Raw genomic sequence first — 12,156 nt, forward strand, 5'->3', positions numbered from 1 at the left:
TGCCGCCGAGGCCCCGGGCTGCGGACGTGCACAGCCATGGGGCTCGGTGATGACTGGGGTGTCGGCGAAGACGCCGAGTGCGGTCAGGCGACCTCACCCGCCGCGACCGTCTCGGCGAGCATGTGCACGCGCGGCAGGTGGTGGGCGCCGTAGAAGTCGGCCGACACCAGGCGCGCGGCGTCTGCGGCGTCCGGAGTCGCGTGCGCCAGCACAGCAGCGACCGCCAGGCCGTGCATCCAGCCGCCGGCGAGGGTTCCGAGCAGCATCAGGTACGGCACGCTGACGCCGAACGCGTCGCGCGTCATGCCGAAGCCGAGCAGCGACGCCGTGGCGCGGCGAGCCGCATCGACCGCCCGCTCGAGGCGATCGGCCGTGCGCGCGGCAACCTCGTGCTCCAGCCCCCGCAGCGTCTCGACGTTCTCGCCGATGAGCGAGAACAGCGCCGCAGCGGTCGCGCCGCCGTCGCGGATCACCTTACGGCCGATCAGGTCGTTGGACTGGATGGCCGTGGTGCCCTCGTAGATCGGCATGATGCGCGCATCGCGATAGTGCTGCGCGACTCCGGTCTCCTCGATGAAGCCCATGCCACCGTGCACCTGGATGGCGTCGCTGGTCAGCGCCACGGCGTCCTCCGTCGCCCACCCCTTCAGAATCGGCACGAAGAACTCGGCGAGCGCCCGGGTGCCGTCGGCATCGGCGCGGTCGAACAGGTCGCCCACGTACACGCCGAGCGCGCGCATGGCGAACAGACGGCTCTGCATCGACAGCAGCAGACGACGCACGTCGGGATGCTCGGCGATCGGCGCACCCGCCGGGCGGTCGAGCACCGCGCCCTGGCGACGGTCGTTCGTGTACGCGACGGCCTGCTGGTAGGCGCGGTCGGAGATGCCCGTGGCCTGGAAGCCCATGCCCGCACGAGCCGAGTTCATCATCACGAACATGCCCGCGAGCCCGCCGCCCACCTCGCCGACGAGGTAGCCGGTGGCATCCTCGTAGGCGAGCACGCAGGTCGGGCTGCCGTGGATGCCGAGCTTGTGCTCGAGCGCGACCGTGGTGACAGCGTTCCGCTCACCGGGGGCGCCCGAGGCGTCTGGCAGGAACTTCGGCACGACGAACAGCGACAGCCCCTTGGCGCCGGCCGGGGCGTCGGGCGTGCGCGCGAGCACGAGGTGCACGATGTTCTCGGCGACGTCGTGGTCGCCCCAGGTGATGAAGATCTTCTGTCCGCTGACGCCCCACGACCCGTCGGATCGCGGCGTCGCGATCGTGCGGATCGCGCCGAGGTCGGTGCCGGCGTCGGGCTCGGTGAGGTTCATCGTCCCTGTCCACTCACCCGAGACGAGCTTGGTGAGGTAGGTCTGGCGCAGCTCGTCGGATGCCGCGGCATCCAGCGCATGGATCTGACCCGCGGTCAGCAGCCAGCACAGCGCGAACGCCGCGTTGGAGCCGTTCCAGATCTCGCCCAGTCCCGCACGGATCGATCCGGGGAGCCCGTCGCCGCCGGCCGATTCCGGCGCCTCGGCGCTCACCCAGCCGGCCTCAACGAATGCCTGGTAGGCCTCGGCGAACCCGGCGGGAAGTCGAACCTGCCCGTCTTCGAGGCGCGCGCCCTCGCGATCGCCGCTGGTCTCGAGCGGCGCCAGGACGGACGCCGCGAACTCGCCGGCCCCGGCGATGATCTCGGTCGCGTCCTCGGCGGTGAACGCTCCGCCGGTCGAGCGCGCCGGCAGGTCGAGGCCGAAGGCCTCGCCGAAGAGGAAGCGGTAGTCGTCGACCGGGGCGACGTAGTCGGATGCCATGCTGCACTCCATTCGCGTGAGACTCAGGCCCATCCTACGCGAGACTGCGTCTCAGTGGTACCGGGGCGCTCTCAGGACGGCCTCGACGGGCGAGCATGCACTCAGGCGTGACGCCGGCACCACTCGTACATCACGACAGCCGCGGCGGCGCTCGCGTTGATCGAGCGGGTGGACCCGTACTGCGTGATCTCGATGTGCGCCGAGGCAGCCGCCAGTGCCTCATCCGAGAGCCCCGGCCCCTCCTGTCCGAACAGCAGCACGCAGCGCTCGGGCAGGTCGGCGCGATCGACGGGCACGGCTGAACCGACGTTGTCGACAGCGACGATCGGGATGCCCTCCCCCGTCGCCCACGCGGTGAACGACTCGACGTCGGGGTGGTGCACGACGTGCTGGTACCGGTCGGTCACCATCGCACCGCGCTTGTTCCAGCGACGGCGGCCGATGATGTGCACGGTGTCGGCGAGGAACGCGTTGGCGCTGCGCACGATCGAGCCGATGTTCATGTCGTGCTGCCAGTTCTCGATCGCAACGTGGAACGGATGCCGATGCGTGTCGAGGTCGGCGACGATGGCATCCATCCGCCAGTACCGGTACCGGTCGATGACGTTGCGGGTGTCGCCGTGGGCGAGCAGCTCGGGGTCGTAGTGCTCGTCGGTCGGCCACTCGCCCGGCCACGGGCCGACGCCGTATCCCGGCTGCGTCTCTGACCCGGTCTCGTCCATCGTCCCCAGCCTAACCGCGCCCCCACCCCCGCGTTCGAATCGCTCGCCTTGCCGGTCTGGGGCCGCGGCCGTCGCCAATTGAGCGATTCGAAAGCCGGAGGGGTAGTGCTATTTTTAGGCGTGCCTAAAAATCTGATGGAGAGTACGAGAGCGCGATGGTCATGGTGGCGCAGCGCCTGGCTGCTCGGCCCCGCCCTCGTCGCCGGTGTCGCCTACCTCGACCCCGGCAACGTGGCGAGCAACATGACCGCCGGCGCCCGCTACGGGTACCTGCTCGTCTGGGTCGTCGTCGTCGGCAACGTGATGGCTTGGCTGATCCAGTACCTGTCGGCGAAGCTCGGCATCGTCACCGGGCAGAGCCTGCCCGAGGTGCTCGGCACCCGCATCCGCAATCGGTGGTCGCGCCGGGCCTACTGGCTGCAGGCCGAACTCGTCGCCATGGCCACCGACATCGCCGAGGTGCTTGGCGGAGCCGTGGCCCTGCATCTGCTCTTCGGTATTCCGCTGCTGCTCGGCGGAGCCATCACCGGGGCCGTCTCGATCGTGCTGCTGACCATCCAGACCCGGCGCGGGCCACGGCACTTCGAGTTCGTCATCATCGGCCTGATGGCGGTCATCGTGATCGGGTTCGTCGCAGGACTCTTCGTCGCACCGCCCGACCCCGCGGGCGTGCTCGGCGGCATGCTGCCGCGCTTCGCCGACAGCGGCTCGGTGCTTCTCGCCGCCTCGATCCTCGGCGCCACCGTCATGCCACACGCCATCTACGCGCACAGTGCTCTCACGCGCGACCGGTTCGCCACCGAGGTCGGCCGCCCGGGCATCCGGATGCTGCTCGCCGTCACCCGCTGGGATGTGACGATCGCGATGGTCATCGCGGGCTCCGTCAATCTCGCGATCCTGCTGCTGGCCGCAGCCAATCTCGCCGGCGTCGAAGGCACCGACTCGCTCGAGGGCGCGCATGCCGCGATCAGCGCGAGCCTCGGCCCGGTGATCGGCACCCTGTTCGCGGTCGGGCTGCTGGCGTCCGGTCTCGCGTCGACCTCCGTCGGCGCTTACGCGGGAGCGGAGATCATGCACGGACTGCTGACCGTGCGCATCCCGGTGCTCGCCCGGCGCCTGGTCACCCTGATTCCTGCGCTCGTGCTGCTCGGCGTCGGATTCGACCCGACTCTCGCGCTCGTGCTCAGTCAGGTGGTCCTGTCATTCGGCATCCCGTTCGCGCTCGTGCCGCTCGTCGCGCTCACCGCCCAGCGCCGCACCCTCGGCGAGCACGCCAACCGCACCATCACCACCGTGCTCGGCGTCGTGTTCGCGGTGCTGCTGATCGCCCTGAACGCCGTGCTGCTCTGGCTGGTCGCGACCGGCGCGTGACCCCGGCACGCGAGGGAGGCGCGGACTCCCCCGGGTAGGCTCGGAATCATGCCCTCCTCCCCCGCCAAGAAGCATCGCGACGACTCCGAGGCGCGCCGGGCGATGCAGCTCAGCACCTGGTTCGCGCTGGGGGCCGGAGCCCTGGGCGTGCTGCTCATCGCGCTGCCGGATCTGCTTCCGGCCGGCGGCCCCTGGGTGCAGCTCGCACTCGGCGCACTGACCCTGTTCTTCGCCTTCCGCGCCCGCGCCATCGGCACGCGAGGGGTGAACGACTACGACGGGCGGCTCTCGCTGCTCGCCGCGCTCGCCGGGTTCGCGATCCTTTTCTTCGCCGGCAACGCGGCGTTCAACGTGCTGGTCTCGCTGGGCGGCTGATCATGGCATCCCCCGCCTTCGACGACTACCTCAAGACGGTCTACTCCCACACAGAGTGGCAGGACGCCCCGATCACCCCGTCGCAGCTCGCCGGCGCCCTCGGCATCGCCCCCTCGAGCGTCACCGAGATGGTGAAGAAGCTCGCCGCCGCCGGTCTCGTCTCGCACGTGCCGTACGGCGCGGTGAGACTGACGGATGCCGGGCGCCACCGTGCCCTGCAGATGCTGCGGCGTCACCGGCTGATCGAGACCTGGCTGGTGCGCGAGTTCGGATACGCATGGCACGAGGTGCACGACGAGGCCGAGGTGCTCGAGCACACGATCAGCGACCGACTGCTGGACGCCATCGACGAGCGTCTCGGGCGCCCGCGCTTCGACCCGCACGGCGACGCGATCCCCGACGCCGACGGCCGGGTCGAGCGCGAGCCGTTCGTGCTGCTCGGCGACGCGCCAGAAGGACACTCCGGACGCGTGCTTCGGGTGAGCGACCGCGATCCCGAGCTGCTGCAGCGACTGGAGGACGCCGGCGTGAGCGTGGGCGCCGAGATCACCACCCCCGCCGCCCTGCCGGCCGGCGCCGCAGACGCCGTCTGGCTCAGCCTGGACTGACCACAGAGGACTCGACGATGAATCAGAGCGACATGCTGTTCCTGGTGCTGATCAGCATCGGCCTGGCGTCGTTGACGCTCATCACGATCCAGCTGCTTAAGCCGCGCCGCAGAGACAACCGCGGCGAGTGGTACGAGGGCCCCTGGGACGACGACGACGACCGGCCCCGCAGGAGGCGATGATGGGCCGAAGCCCGATCAAGGTCAGACCCGGCTACTGCGGGTCGAGGCCCAGGTCGTCGAGGTCGTAGGCTGCGAGCCACTGCAGACCCTCGGCCTCGATCGCGGCCTGAGCGCCGGTCTTGCGGTCGACGATCACGGCGACAGCCAGTACCTCTGCGCCTTCCCGGCGCAGCACTTCGACGGCCTTGAGGGCCGACTGCCCGGTGGTCGAGGTGTCTTCGAGCACGATGACCCGCTTGCCCGCGATGTCGGCGCCCTCGACCTGGCGCCCGCGACCGTGATCCTTCGGCTCCTTGCGCACGACGAAGGCGTCGAGCGGGCGATCCGTCGCCACCGACGCGTGCATCACGGAGTTCGCGATGGGATCGGCGCCGAGCGTGAGCCCGCCGACCGCGGCGATGTCGAAGTCCTTGATGAGGTCGAGCATGATGCGCCCGATCGCGGGAGCTGCGCGGTGGTCGAGCGTCAGTTTGCGCATGTCGACGTAGTACGTAGCCTTCTTGCCGCTCGAGAGGGTGAAGTCGCCGTGGAACACGGCCTCGTCCTTGATGAGGTCGAGCAGGGCCTGGCGGTCTTCGGCGAGGTTGGTCACGGCATCCAGTGTATTCACCGCCCGGCGCCTGGCCGGATGCGCGCTCCTCCCCTACCGTGGAACGCGGAGGTCACACATGTTCTCGTACGATCCCTATGCCGAACTCGCCGAGCTGCGCCCGGTCGCCCCGCTCGAGCTGACGAGCCCCGACTTCACCGCCGGAGGGCCGCTGCCCGGCTTCGCCTGGTCGTCGGACCGCGCGGGAGAAGACCGCCACCCCACCCTCGAATGGTCGGATCCTCCGGCCGGAACCCTCAGCTTCGCGATCTCGTGCTTCGACCCCGACGCCCCCACCGGGTCGGGCTTCTGGCACTGGGCCGCCTACGACATCGCTCCCGACGTGCGGCGCCTCGACAGCGGCGACGGCACCACCGCCGACCTGCCGAGCGGTGCCATCGTGCTGCCCAACGAAGCGCGCAAGGAGCGCTTCATCGGCGCGGCCCCGCCCGCCGGCACGGGCGTGCACCGCTACTTCTTCGTCGTCGACGCGCTCGACGTCGATCACCTCGACCTCGAGCCCGGCTCGACGCCCGCCGTGCTGGGCTTCAACCGGCATTTCCACACGCTCGCTCGCGGCGTGCTGATCGGCACGGGGGACCCGGCCGAGCGGTAGCCGTCAGCGGCGCCTGTCGGCCGCCCCGAATAGGCTGGATGCATGCGTCTGGCCACCTGGAACATCAACTCGATCCGCACCCGCGTCTCGCGCGCCGTCGACTTCGCCGTGCGGGAGGACGTCGATGTGCTCGCGTTCCAGGAGATCAAGTGCAAGCCCGAGCAGTTCCCCTATGAACCGTTCGAAGAAGCCGGCTACCAGGTCGAGGTGCACGGCTTCAACCAATGGAACGGTGTGGCGATCGCGAGCCGCCTGCCCATGACCGATGTGCGCACTTCGTTCGCCGGCCAGCCCGGGTTCGCCAAGGGGCACGAGGGTCCGGACGCTCCGCTCGAGGCGCGCGCGCTGGGCGTGATGGTCGACGGCGTGCGGGTGTGGAGCCTCTACGTGCCCAACGGCCGCTCCCTGGGCGATGAGCACTACAACTACAAGCTGCACTGGCTCGAGGCGCTGCGCACCGCGACGGCAGCAGAGCTCGCCGCCGACCCGAACCTGCCGCTCGCCCTGGTCGGCGACTTCAACATCATCCCATTCGATCACGACAACGGCGACCCGGCGATCGTGCAGGGCTTCTCGACGCACGTGTCGCCGCCCGAGCGCGAGGCGTTCTTCGCGCTCGAGTCGGCGGGCGTCACCGATGTGGTCCGCCCGCTGATTCCCGAGGGATTCACCTACTGGGACTATCAGCGCCTCAAGTTCCCCCGCAACGAGGGCATCCGCATCGATTTCGTGCTCGGCTCGAAGCCGTTCGCCGATGCGGTCACCGGTGCGTCGATCCATCGCAACGAGCGCAAGGGCGAGCAGCCCAGCGACCACGTTCCCGTCGTCGTCGACCTCGACTTCGGCGGCGGTGACGATGACGGCGACCTGCCGATGATCTTCGCGTGAGCGCGTTGACGGCCGGCAGGCTGACCAGGGACAGGATCCTCGCGTGAGCGCCACCCGCGGGCATCCGGGTGACCGGGCAGGTGATTCTCGCGTGAGCGCGCTGCCTGGCATCCGCCTGATCGCGACCGACCTCGACGGCACCCTGCTCGACGAGTCGGGCGCGGTCTCACCGCGCACCCGCGCGGCCCTGCAGGCGGCTCGGGATGCCGGGATCGAGACGATCCCGGTCACCGCCCGCCAGCCGGTCGGGCTGCGGCCGATCGCCGAGCAGGCCGGCTTCGACTCCTGGGCGCTGTGCGGCAACGGCGCCTACGGCCTGCACCTGTCGACGCAGGAGCACCTGTTCGCCGAGGAGATCCCCGCCGACGTGCAGGGCGAGCTGGCGCGGGCGCTGCTCGAGAGCATCCCGGATCTCGTCTTCGCGAGCGTGCGCGACGCCGGCGAGGGGTTCGTCGCCCAGCACGGGTACGCCGCGCTCGCCCAGCTGAGCGACCACAAGCGCGACCCCGAAGCGATGGGCGGCGTCGCACTCGACGAGGTGGTCGGCTCGCCCAGCCTCAAACTCGTGATCCGGCACGCTTCCGTGCCGATCGATGAGATCTTCGACGCGCTGAACGCGCTCGGGCTGACCGGCTTCGCGGCGACCCTGTCGGGTGCGCCGTTCGTCGAGGTGATGGCGCAGGGCGTGACCAAGGCGACCGGGCTCGCTCAGGTGTGCGAACGGCTCGGCGTCGAGGCGCACGAGGTGCTCGCGTTCGGCGACGCACTCAACGACCTCGAGATGCTGCAGTGGGCGGGGCACGGCGTCGCGATGGGCAACGCGATCGACGTCGTGCGCGATGCCGCCGACGAGGTCACCGCGGCGAACGCCGACGACGGCGTCGCACGCGTGATCGAGCGGATGCTGCGCGGCCGACCGGCCGGCGGCTACACCCCCATCGTGCCGGTGTGCACCGCGCCCGGCTCGGGTGCATAGCGCAGCAGCACGGCGCCGCCGTCGCCGGCCTCGGCGCTGAGCAGGCGTATGTTGTGCGGGGTCGCACCATCGGGGAACACCTTCTTGCCCCGCCCGAGCACGACCGGGTACACCCACAGCTGCAGCTCGTCGTAGAGCTGCTCGGCCAGCAGGGTCTGCACGAGATCGACGCTGCCGATGACATGCACGTCACGATGTCTCTCGCGCAGCGCCGCGATCTCTGCCGGCAGGTCGTCGCCGATGCGGGTCGAGCCCTGCCAGTCGAGCCTGAGGGCGGCGTCGCGGGACGCGACGTACTTCGGCACCCGGTCGAACAGCTGCCCGATCCACCCCTCGGGACCGTCGGTGTGCTGCGGCCAGTACCCGGCGAAGATGTCGTAGGTGCGGCGCCCCAGCAGCAGCGCGTCGAGGGTCTGCATCCCCGCCGTGACGCTCTCGCCGACGGCCTCACTCGGGTATCCCGCCTGCCACCCGCCGAACGGGAAGTCGTCGCTCGGATCCTCCTCGGGCCCGCCCGGCGCCTGAGCCACCCCGTCGAGCGTGGTGAACAGATCGATGATGATGCGTCCGGTCATGATGCTGATCATGCGCCCGTCTGCGGCTGCGCGAAACCCCGATCGGCGATCAGCCTGCGGCGCCCGCGGCCTGCCGATACCCTGAGGCCATGTCTGATCGCTCTGAGATCGAATGCTGGCTCACCGACATGGACGGCGTTCTCGTGCACGAGAACGACGCGATCCCCGGTGCAGCCGACCTGCTCGCCGGGTGGGAACGCGACGGCATCCCCTACCTCGTGCTCACGAACAACTCGATCTTCACCGCGCGCGACCTCTCGGCCCGCCTGCGGGCCAGCGGCCTGCACGTGCCCGAGGAGCGAATCTGGACCTCGGCGCTCGCCACCGCCGACTTCCTCGCCCAGCAGCTGCCGGGCGGCTCGGCCTTCGTGATCGGCGAGGCCGGCCTGCACACCGCCCTGCACGATGCCGGCTTCATCATGACCGAGACGCGTCCGGACTTCGTCGTGGTCGGCGAGACCCGCAACTACTCGTTCGAGGCGATCACCAAGGCGATCCGGCTCATCGGAGCCGGCGCGCGCTTCATCGTCACCAACCCCGACGCCACAGGGCCCAGCGCCGAGGGCCCGCTCCCGGCCACCGGTGCGATCGCCGCCCTGATCACCAAGGCCACCGGGCGCGAGCCGTACGTGGTGGGCAAGCCGAACCCGATGATGTTCCGCTCGGCACTGAACAAGATCGGGGCGCACTCCGAGACGACCGGGATGATCGGCGACCGCATGGACACCGACATCGTCGCCGGCATCGAGGCGGGCCTGCACACCGTGCTGGTGATGACCGGCATCAGCGACCCGTCCGACATCGAGCGGTTCCCGTTCCGCCCCGACGAGATCGTGCAGTCCGTCGCGGATCTGCTTCCCGACCGCAACCACTGACCAGCCGGCGTCAGCCCGCCCCATCCGTCCTGCGGGGAACTGACCCGCTCCGCCCCAGCCCGCCCATCCGTCCTGCGGGGGATGCCCGGGCATCCCCCTCGTCCCTATGTTGGAGAGATGCCCGCGCCCGCCGTCTTCACCCGCACGCCGACCGCCCGCGACCGCCGGCAGGACCTGCTTCTCGCCGTGGTCATGCTGGTCGGCGCGGTCATCAGCGCGGCACTGTCGAGCATCTCCGGCCTCTACCGCGACGAGCAGGCGCCGCTCTCGTGGGCGCTGCTGGTCGCGGTGGGCGTCTCGGCTCCGCTCATCGTGCGCCGGCGGTATCCGGCATTGGTGGCCGTCGTCATCGCGCTCGTCATGTTCATCAGCGTCACGCTGCGCGTGCCCGAGGTGTACGCGACCAACATCGCCATGTTCATCGCGCTCTACACGGTGGGCGCCTGGATGAACGACCGCCGCCGCGCGTTCTTCGTGCGCGCCGGCATCATCCTCGGCATGTTCGTCTGGCTGATCATCGTGATGTATCGCGACGCGATCGACGAGGCCGACAAGGCCGAGGTTGCCGCTGGGCTGTTCTCGCCGTTCGTCGCGTTCATGATGCTGAACCTCCTGATCAACGTGCTCTACTTCGGTGGCGCCTACTACTTCGGCGAGCGCTCATGGCATGCCGCCGCCCAGCGCTCCGCGCTCGAGCAGCGCACCCGCGAACTAGAGGCCGAGCGCGAGATCACCGCCGCGCAGGCGGTGGCCCTCGACCGGGTGCGCATCGCCCGCGAACTGCACGACGTCGTCGCGCACCACGTGTCGGTGATGGGCGTGCAGGCGGGGGCCGCGAGGCTTGTGATCGACCGCGACCCCGACGAGGCGAAGCGGATGCTGTCTGCAGTGGAAGACGCCTCCCGAGCCGCGATCGGCGACTTCCGCCAGCTGCTCGAGACGCTTCGCGATCCGGGTGACAGCGGCGATGACGAGCCGTCGGCGGTAGGGATCGCCGACATCGAGCGGCTCGCGCGGGCCTCGACGGATGCCGGTCTGCCGACCGCGTACACCGAGATCGGCGACCCCGTCGCGGTGCCGTCGACAGTCGAGGTGAATCTGTACCGCATCGCACAGGAGGCGCTGACCAACGCCCGCCGGCACGCCGGGGCGGATGCGACGGCTGATGTGCGACTGCGATGGAACGCGGATGCCCTCGAGCTCGAGGTCGTGAACACCGGCCGCACGGTCGGCGTGCTGCGGCCGGGGCTCGGACAGCTCGGCATGCGCGAGCGCGCGCTGGCGTCCGGAGGTGAGATCGAGCTGCAGCCACGACCACAGGGCGGCTTCCGGGTGCGGGTCGCCGTGCCTATCGCGGCGGCCGGCGATTTCGAATCGCCCGATCTGCGGCATCCGCGGCCGGGAGGCGACCAGTTGAACGATCCGAAGGCAGGAAGAAGGGCCGTCGTATGATCCGGGTGCTGCTCGTCGATGACCATGCGATGCTGCGGGCCGGCTTCCGGGCGATCCTCGGCACCCAGCCCGACATCGAGGTCGTCGGCGAGGCCGGCACGGGCACCGAGGGCGTGCGGCTGGCCGCCGACCTGCTGCCCGACGTCATCATGATGGACGTGCAGATGCCCGACATGGACGGCATCCAGGCCACCCGGCTCATCGTCGCCGATCCACGGGTCACGGCGTCGGTGGCGATCGTGACCACCTTCGATCGCGACGACTACCTCTTCCAGGCGCTGGATGCCGGCGCCGGTGGCTTCCTGCTGAAGAACGCCGGCCCCGAAGAGCTGATCACGGCAGTGCGAGCGCTCGCCGTCGGCGACGGGATCCTCGCGCCGGAGGTGACTCGGCGAGTGCTGTCGAGGTTCGCGGTGTCGGGGAGCGGCGCTTCGGCAGGCTCAGCGACCCGGGAGAGCGGCGCAGCGACCCGGGAGAGCGGCGCAGCGACCCCCGGCATCCTCGCCGAACCGCTGACCGATCGTGAAGCCGAGGTACTCGCGCTGATGGCCGACGCGCGCAGCAACGCCGAGATCGCCGGCGAGCTGTTCATCGGCGAGGCGACCGTGAAGACGCACGTCTCGCGCGTGCTGCAGAAGCTCGGCGCCCGCGACCGGGTACAGGCGATCGTACTGGCCCATCGCCACGGGCTCACCCGATGAGCACTCCCTCCCCCGCCGCCGAGCGGCCGCGCGGATCCGCCACCCGTCCGATCACCGCCGGGATCGTGACCGCCCTGGTCGGCTTCACCAGCTCGTTCGCCGTCGTGCTCACCGGGCTCGACGCGGTGGGCGCGACACCCGCGCAGGCCGCCAGCGGGCTGCTCGCGCTCAGCCTCACGATGGGCGCCGCGTGCATCGTCCTCGCCTACCGCATGCCGATAACGTCGGCCTGGTCGACCCCCGGCGCCGCCCTGCTCGCCGCGGTCAGCGTCGTCGACGGGGGCTGGCCGGCCGCCGTCGGGGCCTTCCTGGGGTCCGGCGTCGCGCTGCTCGGCATCAGCGCCGCGTTCTGGGCGCTCGTCGCCGGACTCGTCGTGCGCGCCGCCCTGCACCTCGGCCGGTAGGCGGATCCGCCGAATCCGCCTCA

The 12,156-nt window shown here is 70.4% G+C and carries 14 protein-coding genes and 1 pseudogene; 11 read left to right on the plus strand and 4 right to left on the minus strand.

Annotated features, from left to right (window positions below):
- Positions 1-83: 83 nt before the first annotated feature.
- Both V2S05_RS08875 and V2S05_RS08880 read right to left on the minus strand, forming a co-directional pair.
- Positions 84-1,799, minus strand: a complete 1,716-nt coding sequence (locus V2S05_RS08875) for an acyl-CoA dehydrogenase (protein WP_413634806.1) — start codon at positions 1,797-1,799, stop codon at positions 84-86.
- Positions 1,800-1,900: 101 nt separating this feature from the next.
- Positions 1,901-2,521 (minus strand): TrmH family RNA methyltransferase, encoded by a 621-nt coding sequence (locus V2S05_RS08880; RefSeq protein ID WP_413634807.1) that lies wholly within the window; start codon positions 2,519-2,521, stop codon positions 1,901-1,903.
- 135 nt (positions 2,522-2,656) lie between these two features.
- Here V2S05_RS08880 and V2S05_RS08885 point away from each other — a divergent pair, with 135 nt between their 5' ends.
- The 4 genes from V2S05_RS08885 to V2S05_RS08900 are packed head-to-tail and all read left to right on the plus strand — an operon-like array spanning position 2,657 to position 5,057.
- Positions 2,657-3,892 (plus strand): Nramp family divalent metal transporter, encoded by a 1,236-nt coding sequence (locus V2S05_RS08885; protein WP_413634808.1) that lies wholly within the window; start codon positions 2,657-2,659, stop codon positions 3,890-3,892.
- A gap of 48 nt (positions 3,893-3,940) precedes the next feature.
- On the plus strand, positions 3,941-4,267 hold the full coding sequence (locus tag V2S05_RS08890; protein WP_413634809.1) for a hypothetical protein: 327 nt from the start codon (positions 3,941-3,943) through the stop codon (positions 4,265-4,267).
- A gap of 2 nt (positions 4,268-4,269) precedes the next feature.
- Positions 4,270-4,875: a metal-dependent transcriptional regulator gene (locus V2S05_RS08895; protein WP_413634810.1), complete on the plus strand. Its 606-nt coding sequence runs from the start codon at positions 4,270-4,272 to the stop codon at positions 4,873-4,875.
- Positions 4,876-4,892: 17 nt separating this feature from the next.
- The gene (locus V2S05_RS08900) at positions 4,893-5,057 is read left to right on the plus strand and encodes a hypothetical protein (RefSeq protein WP_413634811.1); all 165 of its coding nucleotides are present in this window, start codon (positions 4,893-4,895) and stop codon (positions 5,055-5,057) included.
- Between the two features lie 31 nt (positions 5,058-5,088).
- On the opposite strand, the gene pyrE is transcribed toward V2S05_RS08900, so the two are convergent.
- Complete coding sequence (pyrE, locus tag V2S05_RS08905; protein WP_413634812.1) at positions 5,089-5,649, minus strand: orotate phosphoribosyltransferase; 561 nt, start codon at positions 5,647-5,649, stop codon at positions 5,089-5,091.
- A gap of 76 nt (positions 5,650-5,725) precedes the next feature.
- Between pyrE and V2S05_RS08910 the strand changes: the two genes are divergently transcribed.
- From V2S05_RS08910 to V2S05_RS08920, 3 genes are read left to right on the plus strand one after another with little or no spacing between them, the layout of a single operon-like run.
- Positions 5,726-6,262, plus strand: coding sequence for a YbhB/YbcL family Raf kinase inhibitor-like protein (locus V2S05_RS08910; protein WP_413634813.1), 537 nt, complete (start codon positions 5,726-5,728; stop codon positions 6,260-6,262).
- A gap of 42 nt (positions 6,263-6,304) precedes the next feature.
- The gene (locus V2S05_RS08915; protein ID WP_413634814.1) at positions 6,305-7,150 is read left to right on the plus strand and encodes an exodeoxyribonuclease III; all 846 of its coding nucleotides are present in this window, start codon (positions 6,305-6,307) and stop codon (positions 7,148-7,150) included.
- 43 nt (positions 7,151-7,193) lie between these two features.
- On the plus strand, positions 7,194-8,126 hold the full coding sequence (locus tag V2S05_RS08920; RefSeq protein ID WP_413634815.1) for a Cof-type HAD-IIB family hydrolase: 933 nt from the start codon (positions 7,194-7,196) through the stop codon (positions 8,124-8,126).
- Here the strand turns inward: V2S05_RS08920 and V2S05_RS08925 are convergent.
- Positions 8,078-8,701 (minus strand): dihydrofolate reductase family protein, encoded by a 624-nt coding sequence (locus V2S05_RS08925; protein ID WP_413634816.1) that lies wholly within the window; start codon positions 8,699-8,701, stop codon positions 8,078-8,080. The two genes, V2S05_RS08920 and V2S05_RS08925, sit on opposite strands and share 49 nt — an antisense overlap.
- Before the next feature lie 89 nt (positions 8,702-8,790).
- Between V2S05_RS08925 and V2S05_RS08930 the strand changes: the two genes are divergently transcribed.
- The 4 genes and pseudogenes from V2S05_RS08930 to V2S05_RS08945 form a co-directional block, all read left to right on the plus strand.
- Positions 8,791-9,576, plus strand: a complete 786-nt coding sequence (locus V2S05_RS08930) for an HAD-IIA family hydrolase (RefSeq protein WP_413634817.1) — start codon at positions 8,791-8,793, stop codon at positions 9,574-9,576.
- Positions 9,577-9,693: 117 nt separating this feature from the next.
- Positions 9,694-11,028: a sensor histidine kinase gene (locus V2S05_RS08935; RefSeq protein ID WP_413634818.1), complete on the plus strand. Its 1,335-nt coding sequence runs from the start codon at positions 9,694-9,696 to the stop codon at positions 11,026-11,028.
- A complete protein-coding gene (locus tag V2S05_RS08940) occupies positions 11,025-11,729 on the plus strand; it encodes a response regulator (protein ID WP_413634819.1) in 705 nt (234 codons plus the stop codon). Before V2S05_RS08935 ends, V2S05_RS08940 begins: the two co-directional genes overlap by 4 nt.
- Positions 11,726-12,094, plus strand: a pseudogene (locus V2S05_RS08945) (benzoate/H(+) symporter BenE family transporter); the annotation flags it as partial. The gene V2S05_RS08940 and the pseudogene V2S05_RS08945, both read left to right, overlap by 4 nt.
- Positions 12,095-12,156 lie beyond the last annotated feature (62 nt).

This window comes from Microbacterium sp. OR16 (assembly GCF_047306725.1).
GTDB lineage: Bacteria > Actinomycetota > Actinomycetes > Actinomycetales > Microbacteriaceae > Microbacterium.

Coding starts and splice junctions, on each gene's coding strand:
- V2S05_RS08875 (WP_413634806.1), bottom strand. CDS start 1,799: ATGGCATCCGACTACGTCGCCCCGGTCGACGACTACCGCTTCCTCTTC.
- V2S05_RS08880 (WP_413634807.1), bottom strand. CDS start 2,521: ATGGACGAGACCGGGTCAGAGACGCAGCCGGGATACGGCGTCGGCCCG.
- V2S05_RS08885 (WP_413634808.1), top strand. CDS start 2,657: ATGGAGAGTACGAGAGCGCGATGGTCATGGTGGCGCAGCGCCTGGCTG.
- V2S05_RS08890 (WP_413634809.1), top strand. CDS start 3,941: ATGCCCTCCTCCCCCGCCAAGAAGCATCGCGACGACTCCGAGGCGCGC.
- V2S05_RS08895 (WP_413634810.1), top strand. CDS start 4,270: ATGGCATCCCCCGCCTTCGACGACTACCTCAAGACGGTCTACTCCCAC.
- V2S05_RS08900 (WP_413634811.1), top strand. CDS start 4,893: ATGAATCAGAGCGACATGCTGTTCCTGGTGCTGATCAGCATCGGCCTG.
- V2S05_RS08910 (WP_413634813.1), top strand. CDS start 5,726: ATGTTCTCGTACGATCCCTATGCCGAACTCGCCGAGCTGCGCCCGGTC.
- V2S05_RS08915 (WP_413634814.1), top strand. CDS start 6,305: ATGCGTCTGGCCACCTGGAACATCAACTCGATCCGCACCCGCGTCTCG.
- V2S05_RS08925 (WP_413634816.1), bottom strand. CDS start 8,701: ATGACCGGACGCATCATCATCGATCTGTTCACCACGCTCGACGGGGTG.
- V2S05_RS08930 (WP_413634817.1), top strand. CDS start 8,791: ATGTCTGATCGCTCTGAGATCGAATGCTGGCTCACCGACATGGACGGC.
- V2S05_RS08935 (WP_413634818.1), top strand. CDS start 9,694: ATGCCCGCGCCCGCCGTCTTCACCCGCACGCCGACCGCCCGCGACCGC.
- V2S05_RS08940 (WP_413634819.1), top strand. CDS start 11,025: ATGATCCGGGTGCTGCTCGTCGATGACCATGCGATGCTGCGGGCCGGC.